Genomic DNA, 23,173 nt, shown 5'->3' with positions numbered 1-23,173 from the left:
TCGTGCAGAGCTTAGTCGTGCGCCTGATAGACCGGGTCCGTGGCCTGAAGTTGCCGCAGTCTGCCCAACGGATCCTGACGATAGAAAAGCTGCAGTTGCGCGTAGACCTGTGGATAAGCTTCGTCGAGCAGATCCGGGGCGCTGAAAAAGTACTCGCTGGTGACGGCGAAGAACTCGGCCGGGTTCTCGGCGGCATACGGGTCAATGGCCGTTTCGGCGTCAGGGTTGCGGTCGAGTTGATGATTGAGGTCGTCGTAAGCCTTTTGCATCACCTCGGCCCAGTCACTGACGCGCATGTCGGCGTGCAGCGGCGGCAGGCCATTGGCGTCGCCGTTGAGCATGTCGAGTTTGTGCGCCAGTTCGTGGATTACCAGGTTGTAGCCTTCCCAGCCACCACTGGCCATCACGCCAGGCCAAGCGAGGATGATGGGCCCCTGCTGCCAGGCTTCGCCGCTGTGTTCGCCGTCCCATTCATGCTCGACGCCGCTGGCATCGCGATGGCGTTGCGGGCTGAGGAAGTCGTCGGGATAGAGGACGATTTCGTGGAAGCCCTGATACCAGTTCAAATCACCGAGGTTGAGCAGCGGCAACTGCGCCTGGGCGGCGAGCAGCAGGCGTTGTTCTTGATGCAGTTCGACGCCGGGCAGGGCGGTCAGGTGTTTTTCCTCGAGAAACAGCACGCAGGCTTCGCGCAACCATTGGTCTTCGGCGGCGGTGATGCCGTCAAGAAAGCTCAGGTGATGGCGCACCCGTTGCCACATGTCATCGGCAATCGGGTGCTTCGCCAGAATGCGCCGGCGTCGCCAGGCGCTCAGCGACCACATCGGCTTAGTGCGATTGCGCTTTGGTGCCGCCGAAACGGCTACGCACGACGCCAATGATCATCGGCACCAGCGACAGCAGGATGATGCCCACCACTAGCAGCGACAGGTTCTTCTTGATGAACGGCACGTTGCCGAAGAAGTAACCCAGCGTCACCAGACCGCCGACCCACAGCACGGTACCGAAGACGCTGAAACCGAAGAAGCGTGGGTAGGGCATCTTTGCCACGCCGGCGACGAATGGCGCGAAGGTACGAATGATCGGCAGGAAGCGCGCCAGGGTCACGGTCTTGCCACCGTGCTTGTCGTAGAAGTCGTGGGTCTGTTGCAGGTAATCGCGGCGGAAGATTTTCGAGTTCGGGTTGCTGAACAGCCTTTCTCCGGCCGTTCTTCCAATCACGTAATTGGTGCTGTCGCCCAGGATTGCCGCCAGCATCAGCAGGCCGCCGAGCAGCACGGGGTCCATGCCTCCGCCCGCCGCAACGGCGCCGGCGATGAACAGCAGCGAATCGCCCGGCAGGAACGGCATCACCACCAGACCTGTCTCGCAGAAAATCACCAGGAACAGGATGGCGTAGATCCATGGCCCGTAATTGTTCACCAGCAAATCGAGGTAGACGTCGAGATGCAGGATAAGGTCGAGCGGGTTGAAATCCATGGAGGCACCTGTGGTGATGGCCCGACTCGGCAGGCCTGTGCGGATGACTTGGTGTAAGCCTACAACGGGGTGTAGTTTTTCTTACAAGCCGGAAAGATCGGGATTATACGGTCTGAAAGATGAAAAGCGCGTTGGTTTTGTAGCGGGTGATGTCGGGGTGTGAGGATTTGTCAGGGAAGCATGGGTTGTCGTGCCGAGCGCTTTGTTGTGGTGATGGAGCTTGCTCCCGCTGGAGGGCGCAGCACTCCCGAACCCGCAGGCATGCGGTGAGCCTGCAGGATCGAGGTGTTGGGGCTTGGGGCTGCTTTGCAGCCCGGCGGGAGCAAGCTCCCTCGCCACAGGAACTGCCCACAAATATGCCGTCGATGCAGGTGTTCAGAGCTCTTCGCTGATCGGCAGCACGTAGTTCTTGAACTCGGTGTCTTCCTTGAATCCGATCGATTCATAGGTTTTCTGCGCCACCTCGTTATCGGCACTGGTGGACACGCGCATGCGCACGGCCTGGGTTTCCTTGGCCATTTTTTTTGCGGTGCGGATCAGGTTGTCGGCGACCAATTGGCGGCGCGCATCTTCGGCGACGTAAATGTCATTGAGGATCCACACGCGCTTGAGCGACAGCGAGGAAAAGCTTGGATACAGCTGACAGAAACCCATCAGTTTTTTGTCGTCATCATCGGCCAGGGCCAGATAGATCACCGATTCCTTGCGGCGCAGGCGTTTTTCGAGAAACGCGCGGGAGGAATCCGGATAAGGCAGGGAACCGTAGAACTCGCGATATTTGACGAACAACGGAGTCAACAAATCCAGATGTTCGAGGGTCGCTTGAATAATCCGCATGATAGGTCTCGTCTTCAAGTGGCTGTCTTCAACTGCTCTGACGGCGATGGGAAACCTTGGCGGCCGTGTATCGATCCTGCCTGAAACCCGCGCAGAAACGCAATGCGGAAACGGTTCAGGTTGGGGGCGGACCGAGTAGGAAGTTTCCTTTCATGTCTGCACCGGCGTCCGCTTCCAGCGTCTGAACCTGCGCCTCGTCCTTCAGATTGACCCCCGACAGCTGCCGCCGGCAGGCCTCGCGCATCAGGTACAGCAAGCGATGCGCCGCCATCCCGTAGCTCAAGCCCTCCAGCCGCACGTTGGAAATGCAATTGCGGTAGGCATCGGTCAGTCCGATTTTTGGATTGTAGGTGAAATATAAACCGAGGCTGTCCGGCGAACTGAGGCCCGGGCGCTCACCGATCAGCATCACGACCATTTTTGCGCCGAGCAGTTGACCAATTTCATCACCGACGGCGACCCGCCCCTGTTCCACCAGAACGACGGGGGCAATGGACCAGTTGTCAGCACTCATCTGCTCTTCCAAGCGTGTGAGGAACGGCAATGTATGCCGATGCACAGCCAGTGCCGACAGGCCGTCAGCCACGACAATCGCCAGGTCAATGTCGCCGGGATGCGCTTGCGCGTAATCGCGCAGGGTTTGCGCCGAGTCATCGCTGAGCTTGCGCCCCAGATCCGGGCGTTGCAGATAGCTGTTGCGATCGGTCGCCGCGCTGTGCAGCAACAGGCTCTCGCGCCCGCGCTCGCTGAGTTGCGCGCTGAGTCCGGCGTGATCAAACGGCAGATGCACCGCATCTCGCGCTTGCGCGTGAGCAAACTGGAAGTCCAGCTGGGCACTGGTCGGCAGGCTGGTGCCGGTGCGGCCGAGGGCGATGCGTGCCGGGGTCAGCCGGCGCAGTTCCAGCCATGGGTTTTGCGGGTCGACAGGCGGTTTTTCCATAAGAGTCATCCCAGTTGCGCCAAGGCCTGGCGAAAGGCCGGCGGCAGGTTATTGCCGAAATGCACCTTGCCATCCGCTTGGGTGAAGATGCCCATTCTGGCCAGCCATTGTTCAAACTCCGGCGCCGGTTTCAGACCCAGAGTCTGGCGCGCGTAGAGCGCGTCGTGGAACGAAGTGGTCTGGTAATTGAGCATGATGTCGTCGGAGCCGGGGATGCCCATGATGAAGTTGATCCCGGCCACGCCCAAGAGGGTCAACAGGGTGTCCATATCGTCCTGATCGGCTTCGGCGTGGTTGGTGTAGCAGATGTCGCAGCCCATCGGCACGCCGAGCAGCTTGCCGCAGAAGTGGTCTTCGAGGCCGGCGCGGATGATCTGTTTGCCGTTGTAGAGGTATTCCGGGCCGATAAATCCTACGACTGTGTTCACCAGAAACGGCTTGAAATGTCGCGCCACGGCGTAGGCCCGTGTCTCGCAGGTCTGTTGATCGACGCCGTGATGGGCGTTGGCCGACAGGGCGCTGCCCTGACCGGTTTCGAAATACATCAGGTTTTGCCCGAGGGTGCCGCGATTCAGGCTCAGCCCGGCGTCGTAGCCTTCCTGCAAGACATTCAGGTTAATGCCGAAACTGGCGTTGGCCGCTTCGGTGCCGGCGATGGACTGGAACACCAGGTCCAGCGGCACCCCACGGTTGATTGCCTCGATCGAGGTGGTGACGTGGGTCAGCACGCAGGCCTGAGTCGGGATGTCGTAGCGCTGGATGACCGCGTCGAGCATTTCCAGCATCGCGCAGATCGAGGCGATGCTGTCGGTGGCCGGGTTGATGCCGATCATCGCGTCGCCGTTGCCGTACAGCAGGCCGTCTAGAATGCTCGCGGCAATACCGGACGGCTCGTCGGTCGGGTGATTGGGTTGCAGACGGGTCGACAGACGCCCGCGCAGGCCGAGGGTGCCGCGAAATTTCGTCACCACGCGAATTTTCTGCGCGACCAGCACCAGATCCTGCACGCGCATGATCTTCGACACCGCCGCGACCATTTCCGGCGTCAGTCCGGGGGCGAGGGCGCGCAGGCTGGTTTCATCGGCCGCCTCGCTGAGCAGCCAGTCGCGGAAACCGCCGACGGTGAGGTGGCTGACCACGGCAAAGGCCTGTTTGTCGTGGGTGTCGATGATCAGCCGGGTGACTTCATCGGACTCGTAAGGAATCAGCGCTTCCTGCAAAAAATGCGTCAGCGGGATGTCGGCCAGCGCCATTTGTGCGGCCACGCGCTCGCCGTCATTGAGCGCGGCGACACCGGCGAGGAAATCCCCGGACCGCGCCGGGCTGGCCTTGGCCATCACATCCTTGAGGCTGTCGAAGCGATAGGTCTGGGCGCCGACGGAATGGGCAAATGCGGCCATGGGGCGGTGTCCTCTTGATTCTGTGGATAACTCAGTTCCTTGTGGGAACGGACTCCGTGGTGAGGGGATTTATCCCCGATGGGGCGCGCAGCGGCCGCAAACCCTGAGATCGCGGAGTATCAGCTACACAGCGATAAATGGGTTTACGACTGCTTCGCAGCCGATCGGGGATAAATCCCCTCGCCACAGGTTCATCTCCCGCACAAGGGAGGTGTATGCACTTCTATATAGCGGGCACCGGGTTCGAAGCCCGGTGCCGGTGCAACTAGATACCTTCGAGCATAGCGTCTGCCGGCGCTTCGGCGCGTTGTTTGGCGGTTAGCTGGAAGTACAGATAACCAGCGGCCATGAAGCCCAGGAACACGCAACCGATCAGCGTGTTGAACCACGCCATCGCCACCAGACACACCAGCGCCAGAAACAGCGCAATGGCTGGCACCACCGGGTAGCCCGGAGCGCGGAAGGTGCGCTCCAGGTTCGGCTCGGTTTTGCGCAGTTTGAACAGGCTGAGCATGCTGATGATGTACATCACGATCGCGCCGAACACCGACATGGTGATCATCGCAGCGGTCAGCGTCATGCCTTGCAGATTGACCAGACCGTCGCTGTAGATCGCCGCAATGCCGATCACGCCGCCGGCCAGAATAGCCCGGTGTGGCGTTTGAAAGCGTGAGAGCTTGGCCAGACTTTTCGGCAGATAACCGGCGCGAGCGAGGGCGAAGAACTGTCGCGAGTAGCCAAGAATGATGCCGTGGAAACTCGCCACCAGCCCGAACAGGCCGATCCACACCAGCATGTGCATCCATGTCGAGTTGTTACCGACCACGGCTTTCATTGCCTGTGGCAGCGGGTCGTTGATGTTCGACAGTTGGCGCCAGTCGCCGACACCGCCGGCCATCACCATCACGCCGATGGCGAGGAACACCAGGGTCAGAATCCCGCTGACATAGGCCTTGGGAATTGTGCGTTTCGGGTCTTTGGCTTCTTCGGCGGCCATGGCCGCGCCTTCGATGGCAAGGAAGAACCAGATCGCAAACGGTATCGCCGCAAAGATTCCGGGGATTGAGCCCATGGTGAATTCGTTCGAACCCGACCAGCCGTTAAGCACGAAGTTACTGAAGCTGAAGCCCGGCGCAACCACGCCCATGAACACCAGCAATTCGGCGACGGCCAGTACGGTGACCACCAGTTCAAAAGTCGCAGCAATGCTGACGCCTAGAATATTCAGGGTCATGAACACGAAATACGCGCCAACCGCCGCGATCTTCGGATCAAGCTCCGGGTACTGCACATTCAGATAGGCGCCGATGGCCATGGCAATCGCCGGTGGCGCAAAGACGAACTCGATCAGCGTGGCGATCCCGGCGATCAGTCCGCCCTTCTCGCCGAACGCCCGACGGCTGTAGGCAAACGGCCCGCCGGCATGTGGGATTGCAGTAGTCAGTTCGGTGAAGCTGAAAATGAAGCAGGTGTACATCGTCGCGACCATCAGCGCCGTGACCAGAAAACCCAGAGTGCCTGCGGTGCCCCAGCCATAACTCCAGCCGAAGTATTCGCCGGAGATCACCAGGCCGACGGCAATGCCCCAGAGGTGCAGGGTGCCGAGTGTGGGTTTGAGCTGTGTGGTGGAAGTCATAAGTCCTCGCTGTCTTTTTTATTGTTTGATCTATTGGACTTTCGGGTGTGGCGGTTGAGGTGGATAGGTGCTGTTCACGCAGCGGCGGTTTCAGTGCAAATCCTGAATGACGGGTACGCAAGTGCCGTGCCAGAGCGGCCAGCCCATTGGTGGTGTGTCAGTCAGGGCGCCATCGCTGGCAAGCCAGCTCCCACAGTGATCTGAGCCGAACTCAAAAAGTGGATTCACCCACAACACTGTGGGAGCCAGCTCCCACAGTGATCTGAGTCGAACTCAAAAAGTGGATTCACCCACGACCCTGTGGGAGCTGGCTTGCCAGCGATGGCGGTCGCATGGGCGACACCGAAACATCAGTGTCGCCCCATGTTTTTAGAAGAAGCCCAACGGATTGATGTCGTAGCTCACCAGCAGGTTTTTGGTCTGCTGATAGTGATCGAGCATCATCTTGTGCGTCTCACGGCCGACGCCGGACTTCTTGTACCCGCCGAACGCGGCATGCGCCGGGTACAGGTGGTAGCAGTTGGTCCACACACGACCGGCCTTGATCGCCCGGCCCATGCGATAAGCGCGGTTGATGTCGCGGGTCCACAGGCCGGCGCCGAGGCCGAACTCGGTGTCGTTGGCGATGGCCAGCGCTTCTGCTTCGTCCTTGAAGGTGGTGATGCTCACCACCGGGCCGAAGATTTCTTCCTGGAACACACGCATTTTGTTCGTGCCCTTGAGCAGGGTCGGCTGGATGTAATAGCCGGTCGACAGACTGCCCTCGAGTTTTTCCACCTTGCCGCCGGTCAGCAGTTCGGCGCCTTCGCCCTTGGCGATTTCCAGGTACGAAAGGATTTTGTCGAATTGCTGTTCCGACGCCTGGGCGCCGACCATGGTGTCGGTGTCCAGCGGGTCGCCACGTTTGATCTGCAGGACTTTCTTCATCACAACTTGCATGAATTCGTCGTAGATCGACTCCTGCACCAGCGCGCGGGACGGGCAGGTGCAGACTTCGCCCTGGTTGAAGAACGCGAGCACCAGACCTTCGGCGGCTTTCTCAATGAAAGTCGGCTCGGCCTGCATGATGTCTTCGAAGAAGATGTTCGGCGATTTGCCACCCAGTTCAACGGTGGACGGAATAATGTTCTCGGCAGCGCATTTCATGATGTGCGAGCCGACCGGGGTCGAGCCGGTGAAGGCGATCTTGGCAATGCGTTTGCTGGTCGCCAGCGCTTCGCCGGCTTCTTTGCCGTAGCCCTGAACAATGTTCAGCACGCCCGGCGGCAGCAGGTCGCCGATCAGTTCGACCAGCACCGAGATGCCCAGCGGGGTCTGCTCGGCAGGCTTGAGCACCACGCAGTTGCCGGCGGCCAGCGCTGGTGCGAGTTTCCACGCGGCCATCAGAATCGGGAAGTTCCACGGGATGATCTGGCCGACCACGCCCAGTGGTTCATGAATGTGATAGGCCACGGTGTTGCCGTCGATTTCGGCAGCACTGCCTTCCTGGGCGCGCAGGCAGCCAGCGAAGTAGCGGAAATGGTCGGCGGCCAGCGGGATGTCGGCGTTGAGGGTTTCGCGGATGGCTTTGCCGTTGTCCCAGGTTTCGGTGATCGCCAGCAGCTCGAGGTTCTGTTCGATACGGTCGGCGATTTTCAGCAGGATCAGCGAGCGCGCCTGCACGGAGGTCGCGCCCCACGCATCGGCAGCGGCGTGGGCGGCGTCCAGTGCCTTGTCGATGTCTTCGGCAGTGGAGCGGGGGAATTCGGCAATCGGTTGGCCATTCACTGGCGAGGTGTTGGTGAAGTACTGACCTTTGACAGGCGCGACGAACTCGCCGCCGATGTAGTTACCGTACTTGCTCTTGAACGAGACTTTGGCGCCTTCAGTACCGGGGTGAGCGTAACGCATGATGATGTTCTCCTTGGCTTTGTACTTATTAGAGAAACGCGCAAGTGCGCTTGCTATAAGCGTAGAGCAAAGGTCGGGCCACTGCCGTGCAGGGCAGTGAAATCAAGGTCTTGCGCGGTTTTTGTCGGACGGGCGGATAACGCCTGTGACGGTTTCGGTACAGATTGGGTGACAGTGTGTACCGCTTTTGGCACAGCTGGTGACCGGGCAGTCTTGCCAGCATTGCATTGCCGGAGCGGCTGGAGGATGCTGGGCGTCACCTCAAGCATTGGGCCGCCGAGCCTCGGGGAGAACAATAAGAAATGCACGACAACCATTTGAGTCGCCATGCCCAACAGGTTCTTACCGCCACCCAGGGCAAACCGCACCTGCACGGGCCGGGAGCCGATCCATCGATTGCCCGCTCGTGGCTGCGCTGTCTCGAGGACTATCACCTCGATCCGGCCCTGAGCATGGCGCCCACGGTGCTTGAGCATGGGCGCGTCCTTGAAAGCCGCGAGCGCCTGCAACAGGTGTTGCAGATCGCCGGCAACGAAATGAGCAGCCTGCATCAACAACTCTCCGGCGCCGGCCATGCAGTTTTGCTGACCGATGCGCGCGGGGTGATCCTCAACTGTGTCACTGCACCTGCCGAACGCAAGATTTTCGAGCGCGCCGGCCTCTGGCTCGGCGCCGACTGGAGCGAAGCCTGTGAAGGCACCAATGGCATCGGCACCTGCCTGGTCGAACGTCAGGCGCTGACCATTCACCAGGACGAACACTTTCGCGGACGCCACACCGGTCTGACCTGTTCGGCGAGTCCGGTGTTCGATCCGCATGGCGAACTGCTCGCGGTGCTCGACGTGTCCTCGGCGCGCCACGACGTTTCGCGGCAGAGCCAGTTCCACACCATGGCGCTGGTCAATCTGTCGGCGAAGATGATCGAGAGCTGCTATTTCCTGCGTTGCTTCGATAACCAGTGGTTGCTGCGTTTTCACTTGCAGGCCGAGTCGGTCGGGTTGTTCAGTGAGGGCTTGCTGGCGTTCGACGGGGAAGGGCGGATCAGTGCGGTCAACCAGAGTGCGCTGAATCTGCTGGGGCATATTCGCGGCGGATTGCTGGGCAAGCCGGTGGAGGCGTTTTTCGATTGTTCGCTGGATGAATTGCTCGGCCGCGCGAGTGCCAATGCCAGCGCCAGTTGGCCGTTGCGCACCCGCGATGGGCGACATTTGTTTGCCGTATTACGCGGCGAGTCGCGCAAGTCGACGCCGATCATTCCTTCGTCGTCGGTTGTGGCGGAGGCGCCGCGTCTATCGAGCATTTGCCTCGGCGATACGGCTTTGCAAGCGGACTTCCGCAAAGCCCTGCGCGTGTTCGAGCGCGACGTGCCGCTGCTGATCAACGGCGAGACCGGCTCCGGCAAAGAGGCGTTTGCCAAGGCTGTCCATCAGGCCAGCCAACGCGCCAGTAAAGCCTTCGTCGCCCTCAACTGCGCGGCGATTCCCGAGAGCCTGATCGAGAGCGAGCTGTTCGGTTATCGCGGCGGCAGCTTCACCGGTGCGCGCAAGGACGGCATGCGCGGCAAGTTGCAGCAGGCCGATGGCGGCACGTTGTTCCTCGATGAAATCGGCGACATGCCGTTGGCCTTGCAGACACGCTTGTTGCGGGTGCTGGAGGATCGACAGGTGGTGCCGATCGGCGGCGAGCCGGAAGCGGTAAACGTGCGGATCATCAGCGCCACTCACCGCAATCTGCTGGAGCGGGTGGCGGACGGCAGTTTTCGCGAGGATCTGTATTACCGGCTCAATGGCCTGGAAGTGGCGTTGCCGGCGTTGCGTGAGCGCAGTGATAAATCGCAGTTGCTGGATTTCCTGCTGGCCGAGGAGGCGGGCGGCGAAACGATTCTGATCGAAGAGCCGGCGCGGCAAGCATTGCTGGCGTTCAATTGGCCGGGGAACGTGCGGCAGTTGCGCAACGTGCTGCGTACGCTGGCGGCGTTGTGTGATGAAGGGCGGATCGGGCTGGAGGATTTGCCGGTGATGATTCGTCAGGCACGGCCGGCGGTAGAGTTGGAGGTTATGCAATCCGATCATCCGCTGGAAGACGCCGAACGCTCGGCATTGCTCAATGCTTTGGAGCAGACCCGTTGGCACATGACCCAAACCGCGTTGCGGCTCGGCGTAAGCCGTAACACCCTTTATAGAAAGCTGCGCAAACATGGGATTGAGCGTTGTGTCAGTTAGAAGCCCCTCACCCTGACCCTCTCCCGCAGGGAGAGGGGACTGACCGAGTTGTTATTTCGAGATACGCCGACGTGGATTATCGAGTCGAACTCAAGATCTGAAAGCGACATCGATCGGTTCCCTCTCCCTCGGGAGAGGGCTGGGGTGAGGGGCAACTATCTACAGCCGAGCCCGAATGCCATGCCCAACCGTCCCGCCCCATCAGCTAAAGAGTGCGATTTCCCCCTCCCTACGCTAACCTGCGGCCATGTTTTACGAGGTCGACTATGCACATTCATATTCTGGGTATCTGCGGGACTTTCATGGGCTCGATGGCCGTACTGGCCAAAGAGCTGGGCCATCACGTGACCGGCTCCGACGCCAACGTCTATCCGCCGATGAGCACACAGCTTGAAGCCCAAGGCATTCAGCTGACTCAGGGCTACGACCCGGCCCAGCTCGATCCGGCGCCGGATCTGGTGGTGATCGGCAACGCCATGTCCCGCGGCAATCCAGCGGTGGAATATGTGCTGAACAAAGGCCTGCCGTACGTATCCGGCCCGCAGTGGCTGGCCGATCATGTGCTGCAAGGTCGCTGGGTCTTGGCTGTCGCTGGCACCCACGGCAAAACCACCACCAGCAGCATGCTCGCCTGGGTACTGGAGCACGCCGGCATGAGCCCGGGTTTCCTGATCGGCGGCGTGCCGCAGAACTTCTCGGTATCCGCACGTCTGGGCGGTACGCCGTTCTTTGTGATCGAAGCCGACGAATACGACAGCGCGTTCTTCGACAAACGTTCGAAGTTCGTTCACTACCGCCCACGCACCGCGATCCTCAACAACCTTGAGTTCGATCACGCGGACATCTTCCCTGATCTGCCAGCGATCGAGCGGCAATTCCATCATCTGGTGCGTACGATCCCGAGCGAAGGCCTGGTGATCCACCCGACCACCGAGCCGGCCTTGCAGCGTGTGATCGAGATGGGCTGCTGGACCCCGGTGCAGACCACCGGCGTCGGCGGTCAGTGGCAAGTCAAGTTGCTGAAAGACGATGGCTCGGCGTTCGAGGTGATGTTCGAAGGCGTGTCCCAGGGCACGGTCGAGTGGGAGCTGACCGGTCAGCACAACGTCGCCAATGCCTTGGCCGCGCTGGCGGCGGCGCGTCACGTCGGCGTCGTGCCGTCGATGGGCATTGCCGGGTTGAGTGCGTTCAAGAACGTCAAACGGCGCATGGAGAAAGTCGCTGAAGTGCGCGGCATCACCATTTACGACGACTTCGCCCATCATCCGACCGCCATTGCCACCACGCTCGACGGCCTGCGCAAGCGCATCGGCGATGCACCGCTGATCGCGATCATCGAGCCGCGCTCCAACTCGATGAAACTCGGCGCGCACCGTGACGGTTTGCCGGAGAGTGTGAACGACGCCGACCAGGTGATCTGGTACGCGCCGGCCAATCTTGGCTGGGATCTGGGCGCGACTGCTGCGCTGTGCAGCGTGCCGTCGATTGTCAGCGATTCGCTGGAAGGCATCATCGATCGCGTGAAGAGCCAGGCTCAGCCCGGCACCCACGTGGTGATCATGAGCAATGGCGGCTTCGGCGGCCTGCACGGCAAACTCGCCGAGGCGCTGCAATGAACACTTTTTCGCAGAACGGCGGCCCGGAACGCATCACGCTGGCGATGACCGGCGCCTCAGGCGCGCAGTACGGTTTGCGCCTGCTCGATTGTCTGGTGCGTGAAGATCGCGAGGTGCACTTCCTGATCTCCAAGGCAGCGCAACTGGTGATGGCCACCGAGACCGACGTCACACTGCCGCCCAAGCCGCAGATGATGCAGGCGTTCCTCACCGAATACACCGGCGCAGCCGCCGGGCAGATCCGCGTGTACGGCAAGGAAGACTGGATGTCGCCGGTGGCTTCGGGCTCCGGTGCACCCGCAGCGATGGTGGTGGTGCCGTGTTCGACCGGTACGTTGTCGGCGATTGCCACGGGCGCTTGCAACAACCTGATCGAACGTGCGGCAGACGTGACGTTGAAGGAGCGTCGCCAGTTGATTCTGGTGCCGCGCGAAGCACCGTATTCGAGCATTCATCTGGAGCACATGCTCAAGCTGTCGAACATGGGCGTGACCATTCTGCCGGCCTCGCCAGGCTTCTATCACCAGCCGCAGACCATCGATGACCTGATCGATTTCGTCGTGGCGCGGATTCTCAATCTGCTGGGTATTCCTCAGGACATGCTGCCGCGTTGGGGCGAGCATCATCTGAGCAGCGATGAATAAGCTGCTGGCATCTCTGCTGATGATGCTGTTGGCGCTGCAATTGGCCGGGTGCGCTACGGCGCGAACGCTCGATGCGGCCAAGCCCGGGGCGCCAGTGGTGTACTCCGGAACGCGGCTGGATTTGTATGCGATGAATGGCGGGTGTTGCGCGGTGGATCGGTTCGGTGCTGAGGCGCCGAGTTATCCGGGGGTGGATCTGCCGGCGAGTGCTTTGCTGGATACGCTGCTTTTGCCGTTGTCTTTGCTCACGGTGATTGGCGTGGGTTTTCAGGCGACTGGCGGCTTGTAGTGACTGATCGTTCCCACGCTCTGCGTGGTAACGCCTCCTGTGACGCTCCGCGTCACGCTTTTTGGGACGCAGAGCGTCCATGGCTGCATTCCCACGCAGAGCGTGGGAACGATCATCATGGGCGGATGAATTATTTGCCTAACTTGCGCAAGTCATCGGACTCAATCACCCGAACCCCATCCTGCTCTTCCAGCGCCAGCCGCCACATCGCGCGCGCCAGTTGGCACGCTTCGATGCCGCGATACTTGCCCGGAATCAGCTTCGACAACGGCCCGGCCAACTGCTCGGCCAGACGGGGCTCAGTGCGTTCGCCCAGCAACAGCGATGGTCGGCAAATGGTCAGTTGTGGCCAGTCCTGCGCACGCAAAGCTTCTTCCATCTCACCCTTGACCCGGTTGTAGAAAATCGACGACTTCGGATCGGCGCCCAACGCACTGATCACGATCAGGTGCCGTGCGCCCATCTCCCGCGCACGCTTGGCGAACGCCACCACCATGTCCAGATCCACCGCACGGAACGCAGCTTCCGAACCGGCCTGTTTGATCGTGGTGCCGAGACAGCAGTAAGCGATGTCGACGCGCCCGCTGAGCTGCGGCAGAAACGCCTGCGGATCGCCGACCGGGTTTTCCAGATGCGGATGTTCGGCCAGTGGACGACGGGAAGGGGCGAGCACGCGGGTAATCGTTGGCTCGTTGAGCAAACGGTCGAGTAGATGTTCACCGGTCAATCCGGTGGCTCCGGCAAGCAATACGTGCTGAGGCGTCAAGTACATAGTGTCTCTCCCTTGATACTGTTCAGCTTAGTTGCTGTTTGTCGCTCCGTCGTTCAATGCAGCACTTTGCAACGCTTTTCTGGCTTGCTGTTTGCGCAGCAACTGCCAGTGCGACAGCACGGTTTTCGGCGCCCAGATTTGCGGCTCCGAGGCTTCGAAATTGTCCGCCAGTTCACGCTCGGCGACGGTGGCCTTGGCCAGTTTGAAAGCTTGTTCGAGATCGTCGGTCTGGTTCAGCGCCTGGGCGAACAGCGCATCGCCGAAGTAGGTGAAGTTAGCCTCTTCGGAACAGCCGAAGGACACGCGATCGGCACGCGAGGCGGTCATGATCAGCGTGCGTTCGTCTTTGAGGGCCGGGATGAAACCGCCGGAATAGCATGAGGAAATCACGATGATCTTGTCGCGATTTTTCAGTGGTGCGAGCACGGCGGCGAGTTCGTCGGCGGGCAGGTCGGCCAGTTCCATGCGCGGCTGGTCGAGCACAAGTTCGTGTTCGGCGGTGCCGTGGCTGGTCAGGTAAATGAACAGCAAATCTTCCGGGCCGCTGCGTTCGGCCAGGGTTTGCGCGGCGCGGCGCAGGTTTTCGCGGGTGGCCATCGGCCGGTCGCCGAGGTGGTCGCGGTGGTTGACCAGACGGATCTGGCCATAGGCGCCGAAACGCGTGCTGAGCATGTTGGCGACGTAATCGGACTCGCGCAGGAACACGCTCTGCTTTCCGTCGCCGCCGAGGGTCAGGGTGTACAACTCGACCGCAGGCGTCGAGGCCGGGATGGCGGCCAGTGCGTCATCGAGCAGGCGGCCCTGGGCGAGCAAGCCGAGTTCAAGGGTGTCGGGCAGCAACTTGCCGTCGGCATCGCGCACACGCTGGCCGTTGATCCAGGTGCCGCTGAGCACGCTGCCATCGGTCAGCACCAAGGTGCCACGTCCGGCGTAACTGTCGCTGTCGAAGCCGCCGATGTAGAAGCTGCCGTCGGGCAGGTTCAAACGACCCTGGCCACTGAAGCGCCAGTCGCTGAACGAGCCGATGTAATGGCTGCCGTCGGCGCCGATCAGTTCGCCTTTGCCGGTCAGCGCGCCTTCCTTGAACTGGCCGAGCCAGACGTCGCCGTCGGCGTTTTCGTAACGACCCTTGCCGTGCAATTGATTGTTCTTGAAGCCGCCGACATAGATGTCGCCGTCGGCGCTATTGAAGGTGCCGTTGCCTTCCAGCTGACCGTTGACGAAGTGGCCGGTAAACGAGTTGCCGCTGGCGTCGCCGCGCTGGCCTTCGCCATTCGGTTTACCGTGGGCGAACTGGCCTTGATAGGAGCTGCCGTCATCCATTTCCAGACGGCCGAGCCCGGAATATTGATCGGCCTTGAACTCGCCGCGGTAGGTCATGGCGTTTTCTTTGAGAGTGCCTTCGCCATCACGTCGACCGAGCTTGAACCCGCCGGTGTAACTGCTGGCGTTGGTGGTCAGGCTGCCTTGACCGTCGAACAGCCCTTGCTGGAACTGACCGCGATAGACCTCGCCGTTGCTGCCGTGCCATTCGCCCTGGCCATGCCACTGGCCCTTGTCGAACTGCCCGGCGTACCAACTGCCGTTAGGGTAGTCGACGCGCCCTTGGCCCTGCAGCAAGCCATCGACCAACTCGCCACGATAGCGTCCGCCGTCCGGCAGGCGCGCATCCGGCGGCAACAGCGACTCGCCGTCGCCGCAAGCGGCAAGCATCAGGGTCAAGGCAATAGGGGCAAGAGAAGCGAGTGGGCGCATAGCGGGATCCGGGCAATTAGGCGACCGAGTATGCCGCAGCTATGTGACCTTATACAGCCGCCGGAAGTGAGCGGATGCGAAACAGCGTGCGCTGCTTCGCATCCCGGCGCTTAAACGAAGCAGAGCGACAGCGGCTCGGCGATGTAGGCCGGTTTGTCCGAGCCTTCTATCTCCAGTGTTGCGGTGGCTTTGAGCAACCACTGGCCCGGTTTTTTCTCGGTCACTTCGTCCAGATCGACCTTCAGGCGAACTTTGGAATTGACCTTGACCGGCTGGATGAAACGCACGCTGTCGAGGCCGTAGTTGACCACCATCTTCACGCCCTGCGGCAGCACGAGGATGTCTTCCATCAATTTCGGGATCAGCGACAACGACAGGAAACCGTGGGCAATGGTGCTGCCAAATGGCGTTTGCGCGGCTTTGACCGGGTCGACGTGAATGAACTGATAATCACCGGTGGCTTCGGCGAACAGGTTGATGCGTTCCTGATCGATGGTGAGCCATTCGGAACGTCCGAGTTCCTTGCCGACATAATCTTTGAGCTCTGCAACGGGAACATAGGGCATTGAGACTCTCCTTGGGTTCATCGGTTTTATAGTTTTTCAGGTGGGGGATTTGACCGCCCTGCGAACCACTGTAGATCATCATGGCAATTTGCTCCGGTCAACCGACCATGCTTTTGGCGAATGCCGATCCATAGCGCAGGCGTGCTTATAATGCCGGGCGCTTTCTGTCGGAGATGTCAGATGTTGTTACGTGGCCTGACCCTGCTGGTGCTGTTCCAATTGCTCGGCACGGCACTCAATCATTTGCTGTTGCCGGTATTGCCGGGGCCGATCATCGGCCTGCTGTTGCTGCTGATATTCCTGATCATTCGCGGTGAAGTCGGCGAGCCGCTGAACCTCGCCGCCAGCAGTTTGCTGCGTTATCTGCCGTTGCTGCTGGTGCCACCCGCGGTGGGCGTGATGGTGTATGCCACGGCGATTGCCGCCGATTTCTGGGCGATAGTCGGTGCGCTGGTGGTGTCGCTGATCCTGTCGATGGCGTTCGCCGGCGTGCTGATGCAGCGCCTGGTCAAGCGCCACGCGCGGCATTCGGAGGAGTCCTGATGCTCTTCGACTGGCATGGCGCCTGGGCGTCGGTGATTCACCATCCACTGTTCGGCATCGGCATCACCCTCGGTGCCTATCAACTGGTGCTGGCGGCGTTTGAGAAAACCCGCTGGATCTTTCTGCAACCGGTGCTGGTCTCCATGCTGTTGGTGATCGGCGTGCTGGTGGGCTGCGGCCTGACCTATGCCGAGTACCGCAAGAGCACCGAGATTCTCAGCATTCTGCTCGGGCCGGCGACGGTGGCGCTGGCCGTGCCGCTGTATCTCAACCTGCGGCGCATCCGCCAATTGTTCTGGCCGATTTTTACTACGCTGGTGATAGGCGGGGTGGTCGCCACGGGCATGGGTGTGGCGCTGGGCTGGTGGTTCGGCGCCGAGCACATGATCCTGATGACCATGGCGCCGAAGTCGGTGACCTCACCGATTGCGATGCTGGTGGCCGAGCAGATCGGTGGCGTCGCGGCGCTGGCAGCGGTGTTCGTGCTGATCACCGGGGTGATCGGCGCGATCTTCGGCCCGGCGTTGTTGAACCGTCTCGGCGTGCACAGCCCCGAGGCACGCGGCATGGCGCTGGGCATGACCGCGCATGCGGTCGGCACGGCGGTGGCGATGCAGGAAAGTGAGGAGTGCGGCGCCTTCGCGGCGCTGGCGATGAGTCTGATGGGCGTGGCCACGGCGGTGTTCCTGCCGTTGGCGGTGTCGATGGTGGTGTAAGGAAATGTCTATGAGTCTGCCGCTTTTTCCGCTGAACACAGTGCTGTTTCCCGGCTGCAACCTCGACTTGCAGATATTCGAGGCGCGCTATCTGGACATGATCGGCCGCTGCATGAAGCAGGGCGTCGGCTTTGGCGTGGTGTGCATCCTCGATGGCCATGAAGTCGGCGTCGCGCCGCAAGGTTTTGCTCTGGTCGGATGCGAGGCGCGCATTACCGATTTCCAACAGCAGGACAATGGCCTGCTGGGGATTCGCGTGCAGGGCGGGCGACGCTTCCACGTGCTGCGCACTGAAGTGCAGCGCGATCAACTGATCATCGCCGACGTCGAGTGGCTGGACGACGAACCCGAGCAACCGTTGCAGGATGAAGACGCCGATTTGGTGGCGTTGCTCAAGGCGCTGGCGGAACATCCGATGGTCGAAGCGTTGAACATGGGCACCGAAGCGGTCGGCCAGCAATCGCTGGCCAATCAGTTGGCGTATCTGTTGCCCTTTGCGGAAGAAGACAAGATCGACCTGCTGCAACTCGACGACCCTCAGCAACGCCTGGATGCAATACAAGCATTGCTCGATGAATTACAAGGTGAGCTGTTCGCCTAGTTTTACTTTGAATCAACTCGCGGTACTTGCCAGCATTGTGTTGGCTATTCCTTTAACTTAATTTCAAGTTGCCCGCAGGATGCGGGTGCCTTTTATTAAGAATAAGGAATATTCATGACTGTTTATGAAGATGAGTGGGGGTTCTGGGACGATATTGCCGGTAAGTATATTTTCAAACATGCCGGTAGCGATCATAACGTTAATCACGTTATTGAAGCGGCGGCGGTCTACGCCGATTTGATGGTCATTGAGCGTCGTAAACGCAAGGCCGCCAAAATTCCTGTCAACGAAATTGCTCGTGTTTCCGCCACGGCAGAGTCTGTCGCTCCGATGGTTGCGGCCTGAATCAATTTTCTTGTCATGCAGAATGATCAGGTGCTGCGAATGCATAAGCGGCAAGACTTCTGCGAGGAGGTGGTTTTATGTCTACAAATAAAAGCGACAACGTTGCATTCACCGCAAATCTCTATGTCAACGGGCTGCCGGTGGTGCTTAATCAACAACGCTTGAAGCAGCGCTTGCGCGACTCGCGGATAACCCAGCGTGAAAAACTCGATACTGAAGTGGCACTGGCGGACGCGCGCGAATCGAGCTTTATTACGCTCGCCGACCATGAGGATGATAAACCGCTGCTGCTTAAATTCACGCCACAGGGTGACAGCTATGCGATCAACATTGTGCTGCGCGGTGTGAATGATGGCGCACGTTTGGTTATAGAGAGTCGTACGCACAATCTGCTGGTCAGTCAGCACGAACAGAGTGAATTCTTTTCAATCAGTAAAACCGGAGTGATGCGCGCCACGCTGGGTGAACTTGAAGTCGGCCCGACTTATATTGAACTGGCGAGCGAGTCGAATAAAAAGCCGTTGTATCGTGACACAGTTAATCGAATGAATATTTTCAAGAGTGTAGATCCCAATGTGACCGGGCATGTCGCCTATAACAATAAACCGGTAGTTTTTGTGTTCAAGCTTATTGATAAGCTGCCCCTCGAAGCCTGAGGGTATACGCCATTCATTTGTGCAATGAATGGCGTATTTCACATGTTCAACTTGTTTGTGAATCAGGTTCTGTAATGTTCGGGAACGGACCAAACAATGTCATTGGCAAATGTACCGTTACCATTCGGCAAATCCAGTATTTCCCCGCCAGAGTCGGCTACTTGATTGATCAATGCATCGTAAGGAGTGTGGCCAACGCGTTCTACGGAGTCGGCATCGACGCCTGCCCACGTTGCGCTCTCGATTTCCTCGGCGTCGTCGCCCGCTTGTCGAAAGATATCTTCCACCCGGGCAGCTCGCTTCACGTCCGAGTGCACCAGCCAGATCCGCTCGGCGCTGATACCCCGCGTAGGCATTGATATCCGGCCTTCGAGCGTATCGCCGTCAAAGTCCATGTTGTTCAGATAAATGTTTTCCACCCGGGGTACGACTTCGACGCCGCGGGTGTCGATGACATAAAGAAACCCAAGTTTTTGGTTGCGCCTTAGCAGTGGATAGTCGCGCGAGTCGTCCATTTCAAACGATGTATCCGATTCCCCGTCCGTGCTGTGTCGATTTCCGGTCGACGAATCACTGTCACTGAAGTGCCCTGGGTAGCGATTGGCCTGGCTGTTGTAATGCCGAGGGTTGGAGTAGTAATCAAAACTCATGTAGGACAAGGCATTGGCCAGACCAAATGTCGCGCTTAAAGCCCGTTTGGTTGTGGTGTCGGAGGGATTGCCCCGCAACTTTACCAGGCGTTTGTCCCTGGCCAGTTCAAAAGGTGTGCGCAGATCAGCGCGAAACATCCCCGGGATATCAGTTCGATACAGCGAGTCGTGCACATTGCGCTTGTAACCTGCATGCAGCAGATAGCTTTCCAGAAACTGACGGTCATAGCGTTTATCAACGTCGGGTAATGAGTCGCTGAAGTTTTCGCCTTCATTTCTTAATCGCAGGCAATACGGATCCAGTTCCTCGGCAATGTGCTTGAACCGCTGCTCGTCATTGCTCTGAGTCAATTGCTTGTGCTGTTCGGCCCATTCGGGGAACGGTCCGTTTTGCAGGTCCTGCCGCAAACGAGTTTGCTGGGCCGCCGTCAAGTTGTAGCTGCGCAGGAGGTCCGAGCGTTCGCTCAGGGACTTGTGCGGATGTAGCCATTTCAACGAGTCGGTCAAATAGCGGGAGACATCCGGTTCGTCGAAACGGGGGGCCCAGTCAGGTGCCCTGCCAAGGGATTGTGCTTCGGTGCGAAAGACTTGAGCTTCGGCACCGTGCAGGCGGTACGCACTCCAGATTTCGCCATCGGTCCAGTGTGCAAGCGGTGTAGCAGATGAATCTCCCAGCGCGGTGACCCGCACGACCTTGACCCAATTGCCATTACGAGAATCCCTGAAAGCCCAAAGGTCAGTGGGTAACCATCGATTGACATTGAAAAAGTCCCGCCTGGAAACGCCGTAGTAGCCTTGGCTATCGGGTAAATGATGGATGGAGTAGTCGAGGTGATCGTAATACTCAACCGGTTTTTTCAGGCTCCAGGTGTTGCCGTTGGCGATTCGATAAAGCGGTGGCCCGGAGGAATTGCGTTCGGACGGCAGCTTTGCCCGCCAGGCTTTCATAACTTCATCGAACATCACCATCACTGTCTGAGTGCCGCTTCCTGCATGATCCCCAGCCACCTCGGCGAATTGCCGGCCTTTGTAGGATCTCAGTCCGGCTGCATCTGGCGCGGATAGCTCGCGTCCGGGCTTTTGTACGTAGGGTTGCAGTGGCGAAACCGGGGCCGTATGCGCCGCCGGGGCAGTGTCCGATAGCGGCGTGACCGATACCGTCACCGCAGGCTCGGGGTGCACTGTCCTTCCTGATGAACCTTCCACTGCGCCCTCTGATGAGAGCGGGTTTGCCTTCCCGGGTGTTTTGCGACCGGGCAGATTGAAATCCAGGTGTTCCAGCCCCTTGTCAGGTGTGACGGGGCGGGATGTCGAAAGCGTGGCTGTATCGGCCTCAGGCGTTAATCGAGGGGCTTTGGGTTTGTTGCGCATTAAGGTGTGACTCCATGTCGATGAGTCAGCCGATCCAATGGCTGACTGAAGTTTCCCGATGTGATGATGGACATCACATCGGGCGTTTCGCGTTAAACAGGTCGCGGGCCGTTGCCGGCTCGATGATCGAAGGCCGGCGCGAGCCTGGTCGACAGTCTTGCAGTCAGGTTCGGTAGTGCTCAGGCACCGGCCAGACGATGTCGTCGGCGAAGGTGAGATCACCTTTCGGCAGTTCAAGCACTACGCCGCCAGAACTGGCGATTTCGTCGATAAGTCCGTCGCAGAGGGATCTTCGGTGATAGTTGTCGAAGTCGGTCCCCTCCCAAATGCTCTCCTCGTAATATTCGAGACTGTCGTTGCTCTCCGCCATTGCGTAAATGTCGTCCACTCGGGCTGCCCGTCTGAGGTCCGAGCGCACCAGCCAGATTCGTTCGGCACTCACGCCCCGAGTCGGCATTGATATATGCCCTTCCAGTTCGTCGAACCAGAATCTGTTCTTGTTGTTGAAGGCTAGTTCCTCGTGCCCCGGGACGACTTCTACGCCACGTGTGTCTATGGCATACACAAAAGAAGTTGTCTGCTTGCGGCGATTGGAGGTGTAGTTTTGCGTGTCATCGAAAACGAACGAACTGTCAGAGTCGGATTCGTTACCTTCACGTTCTCCACGGGAAGCGATACTGGCATCAGAGTCGTAGCCATCGGACCCGTCGCCGTTTTGCGAGACATTGTCGTCGTCGCCCGAAGGCCTTCTTCTTGCCCCCGCGTCCGGATCGATGCCGGGGTAACGGTTGGCCTGCGAGTTGTAGTGCCGCTCGTGAAAGTAACCACCATATGATGCAGCGTAACTCTCGGCGTTTTTCAGGCCGAAGGTCGCGCTGAACGCGCGCTTGGTGGTTGTGCCGCTCGGGTTGCCCTTGCGATGGATCATGCGCCTGTCTCTGGACAGCTCGAATGGCGTTCGCGTCTCGCCTCTGAACATGGCCGGAATATCGGTACGGTAAATCACGTCGTATTTGTTGCGCAGGTAGCCGAGGCGGGCCGTGTAGTCGGCAAGGAACTCCTTGCTATAGCGAGAAGTCGGGTCACCGTGGTCGAATTTGCTACCTCGGGTCCTCAGCATCTGCACGTGATGTTCAAGTTCTTCGGCGATCAGTTTGAAGCGCTGATCATCGTCCTTGTTCATGGTCATGCGTTTATGTTCTTCGGCCCATGCGGGCATCTGGTAGCTTTCGAGGTCCGTGCGCAGGTGCTTCAATTGCGACGCCGTCAAGTTGTAGCTGCGCAGTAGATGGCGACGCTCTTTGCGGGACATTGTCGGGTGGATCCACCTCAACGAATCTGTCACCTGCACGAGATCCTGGTCGTGCTGGATGCGCGTGGCCCAGGACGGCGGTTTGCCGGATGCATCCGCCTCGGCACGGAAGTCCGACAGTTGGGCGTCGGTCAGGTTGTACGTTTGCCGCAGATCGCCATCCGTCCAATTCGCCAGTTTTACCGGTGGCGGGATGGTGTCTCGGGGTTGGGACAGGTCAACTTCCACCCAGCGATGGTTATGGTCCCTGTAGGCATGGGCGACAATGGGCGCGTCGCTGTCGGAGCCGAGATTGCGTACTTCGTGGAATCCGTTGGCACTCGCGGATTCGGCAACTATATGGCTTTCGCCGTCCAGAAAGATCTGATGGCTGTTCAGAAAGGTCAGATGGCGGCTTTCCTGCCACAGGTTGTTTTTGATGGATCGGTAAATCACCGGGCCCGGCTCTAGTTCCGACCACTTCTTTACTCGCCACATATTGATGCTTCGGTCAAACATGACGAATGCATGATGTGTTTTACCGTTGATTTCCAGGTCCACGAACGGAGTGGCGCCGAAGTCTTTTACCCCGAACGCGTCAGTTTTTATCGTCTTCCTATTCAACAAAGACGGGTCGAATGTGTAATCCATCAATGATCCTGGACCGGGCGTGTGGGTGGTCGGGTTACTGGTTGTCGGCAAATCGTGCACGGTCAAGGCAGGTGATGTTTGCAGATCAGCAGGGGACGGCTCGGTGGACGGCGTGTCCCTTGGAGATGTGGAGTCCAATCCCTGCTTCCATTGAGAGAAATCCCTGAATGGATCAGAGCCCGTCTCATCGAAACGTGGTCGTTTGGTGGAACTGCCTGGCAGTTCAGGCGCCACAGGCGAGCGTGGTCGAGGTTTTTGCCGCATAAAAATTGCACTCCATGTTCAATGAGCCAGCCGATCCGT

Annotated in this window: 21 protein-coding genes; 9 read left to right on the top strand and 12 right to left on the bottom strand. The window is 59.4% G+C overall.

Features of this window, described 5'->3' with window-relative positions; all coding sequences use genetic code 11:
• Positions 1-11: 11 nt before the first annotated feature.
• The 7 genes from KI231_RS25960 to exaC all read right to left on the bottom strand — a co-directional run bounded on the left by KI231_RS25960 (position 12) and on the right by exaC (position 8,182).
• Positions 12-824 carry a M90 family metallopeptidase gene (locus KI231_RS25960; protein WP_213026688.1) on the bottom strand — a complete coding sequence of 271 codons (813 nt, stop codon included), beginning with the start codon at positions 822-824 and terminating at the stop codon, positions 12-14.
• A gap of 4 nt (positions 825-828) precedes the next feature.
• Positions 829-1,479 (bottom strand): DedA family protein, encoded by a 651-nt coding sequence (locus KI231_RS25955; RefSeq protein ID WP_103303711.1) that lies wholly within the window; start codon positions 1,477-1,479, stop codon positions 829-831.
• A 375-nt stretch (positions 1,480-1,854) separates the two neighbouring features.
• Positions 1,855-2,316, bottom strand: a complete 462-nt coding sequence (locus KI231_RS25950) for a GNAT family N-acetyltransferase (protein ID WP_074691599.1) — start codon at positions 2,314-2,316, stop codon at positions 1,855-1,857.
• Positions 2,317-2,431: 115 nt separating this feature from the next.
• The gene (gene eutC, locus KI231_RS25945) at positions 2,432-3,256 is read right to left on the bottom strand and encodes an ethanolamine ammonia-lyase subunit EutC (protein ID WP_213026687.1); all 825 of its coding nucleotides are present in this window, start codon (positions 3,254-3,256) and stop codon (positions 2,432-2,434) included.
• Between the two features lie 5 nt (positions 3,257-3,261).
• Positions 3,262-4,656 carry an ethanolamine ammonia-lyase subunit EutB gene (locus KI231_RS25940; protein ID WP_213026686.1) on the bottom strand — a complete coding sequence of 465 codons (1,395 nt, stop codon included), beginning with the start codon at positions 4,654-4,656 and terminating at the stop codon, positions 3,262-3,264.
• 265 nt (positions 4,657-4,921) lie between these two features.
• Positions 4,922-6,292 (bottom strand): ethanolamine permease, encoded by a 1,371-nt coding sequence (eat, locus tag KI231_RS25935; RefSeq protein WP_103303708.1) that lies wholly within the window; start codon positions 6,290-6,292, stop codon positions 4,922-4,924.
• A 369-nt stretch (positions 6,293-6,661) separates the two neighbouring features.
• Entirely contained in the window at positions 6,662-8,182 is a 1,521-nt protein-coding gene (exaC, locus tag KI231_RS25930) for an acetaldehyde dehydrogenase ExaC (RefSeq protein ID WP_213026685.1), read from the bottom strand.
• A 302-nt stretch (positions 8,183-8,484) separates the two neighbouring features.
• Here exaC and KI231_RS25925 point away from each other — a divergent pair, with 302 nt between their 5' ends.
• From KI231_RS25925 to KI231_RS25910, 4 genes are all read left to right on the top strand, one after another.
• Positions 8,485-10,404, top strand: coding sequence for a sigma-54-dependent Fis family transcriptional regulator (locus KI231_RS25925; RefSeq protein WP_213026684.1), 1,920 nt, complete (start codon positions 8,485-8,487; stop codon positions 10,402-10,404).
• 266 nt (positions 10,405-10,670) lie between these two features.
• Positions 10,671-12,020 (top strand): UDP-N-acetylmuramate:L-alanyl-gamma-D-glutamyl-meso-diaminopimelate ligase, encoded by a 1,350-nt coding sequence (gene mpl, locus KI231_RS25920; protein WP_103303705.1) that lies wholly within the window; start codon positions 10,671-10,673, stop codon positions 12,018-12,020.
• Positions 12,017-12,664 (top strand): flavin prenyltransferase UbiX, encoded by a 648-nt coding sequence (ubiX, locus tag KI231_RS25915; protein ID WP_003228582.1) that lies wholly within the window; start codon positions 12,017-12,019, stop codon positions 12,662-12,664. Before mpl ends, ubiX begins: the two co-directional genes overlap by 4 nt.
• Entirely contained in the window at positions 12,657-12,953 is a 297-nt protein-coding gene (locus KI231_RS25910) for a YceK/YidQ family lipoprotein (protein ID WP_213026683.1), read from the top strand. The genes ubiX and KI231_RS25910 overlap by 8 nt, the downstream gene beginning before the upstream one ends.
• A 130-nt stretch (positions 12,954-13,083) precedes the next feature.
• Here KI231_RS25910 and KI231_RS25905 read toward each other — a convergent pair whose 3' ends face one another.
• The 3 genes from KI231_RS25905 to KI231_RS25895 all read right to left on the bottom strand — a co-directional run bounded on the left by KI231_RS25905 (position 13,084) and on the right by KI231_RS25895 (position 16,046).
• On the bottom strand, positions 13,084-13,725 hold the full coding sequence (locus KI231_RS25905) for an oxidoreductase (protein WP_103303703.1): 642 nt from the start codon (positions 13,723-13,725) through the stop codon (positions 13,084-13,086).
• 27 nt (positions 13,726-13,752) lie between these two features.
• Positions 13,753-15,480 carry a C13 family peptidase gene (locus KI231_RS25900; RefSeq protein WP_213026682.1) on the bottom strand — a complete coding sequence of 576 codons (1,728 nt, stop codon included), beginning with the start codon at positions 15,478-15,480 and terminating at the stop codon, positions 13,753-13,755.
• Positions 15,481-15,590: 110 nt separating this feature from the next.
• Positions 15,591-16,046: a MaoC family dehydratase gene (locus KI231_RS25895; protein ID WP_213026681.1), complete on the bottom strand. Its 456-nt coding sequence runs from the start codon at positions 16,044-16,046 to the stop codon at positions 15,591-15,593.
• Positions 16,047-16,226: 180 nt separating this feature from the next.
• Here KI231_RS25895 and KI231_RS25890 point away from each other — a divergent pair, with 180 nt between their 5' ends.
• The 5 genes from KI231_RS25890 to KI231_RS25870 all read left to right on the top strand — a co-directional run bounded on the left by KI231_RS25890 (position 16,227) and on the right by KI231_RS25870 (position 18,907).
• Positions 16,227-16,589: a CidA/LrgA family protein gene (locus tag KI231_RS25890; RefSeq protein WP_213026680.1), complete on the top strand. Its 363-nt coding sequence runs from the start codon at positions 16,227-16,229 to the stop codon at positions 16,587-16,589.
• Positions 16,589-17,305, top strand: coding sequence for an LrgB family protein (locus tag KI231_RS25885; RefSeq protein WP_103303700.1), 717 nt, complete (start codon positions 16,589-16,591; stop codon positions 17,303-17,305). Before KI231_RS25890 ends, KI231_RS25885 begins: the two co-directional genes overlap by 1 nt.
• A gap of 10 nt (positions 17,306-17,315) precedes the next feature.
• On the top strand, positions 17,316-17,906 hold the full coding sequence (locus tag KI231_RS25880) for an LON peptidase substrate-binding domain-containing protein (protein WP_213026679.1): 591 nt from the start codon (positions 17,316-17,318) through the stop codon (positions 17,904-17,906).
• A 114-nt stretch (positions 17,907-18,020) separates the two neighbouring features.
• Positions 18,021-18,251 (top strand): hypothetical protein, encoded by a 231-nt coding sequence (locus KI231_RS25875; RefSeq protein ID WP_103303698.1) that lies wholly within the window; start codon positions 18,021-18,023, stop codon positions 18,249-18,251.
• A gap of 77 nt (positions 18,252-18,328) precedes the next feature.
• Complete coding sequence (locus KI231_RS25870; RefSeq protein WP_213026678.1) at positions 18,329-18,907, top strand: hypothetical protein; 579 nt, start codon at positions 18,329-18,331, stop codon at positions 18,905-18,907.
• A gap of 62 nt (positions 18,908-18,969) precedes the next feature.
• Here the strand turns inward: KI231_RS25870 and KI231_RS25865 are convergent, their stop codons facing one another.
• Both KI231_RS25865 and KI231_RS25860 read right to left on the bottom strand, forming a co-directional pair.
• A complete protein-coding gene (locus KI231_RS25865; RefSeq protein ID WP_213026677.1) occupies positions 18,970-20,928 on the bottom strand; it encodes a hypothetical protein in 1,959 nt (652 codons plus the stop codon).
• A 163-nt stretch (positions 20,929-21,091) separates the two neighbouring features.
• A complete protein-coding gene (locus tag KI231_RS25860; protein ID WP_213026676.1) occupies positions 21,092-22,870 on the bottom strand; it encodes a hypothetical protein in 1,779 nt (592 codons plus the stop codon).
• Positions 22,871-23,173 lie beyond the last annotated feature (303 nt).

The sequence above is a fragment of the Pseudomonas sp. Seg1 genome (assembly GCF_018326005.1).
In the GTDB taxonomy this organism is placed as follows: domain Bacteria; phylum Pseudomonadota; class Gammaproteobacteria; order Pseudomonadales; family Pseudomonadaceae; genus Aquipseudomonas.
This window is presented reverse-complemented; position numbering and strand designations above follow the sequence as displayed.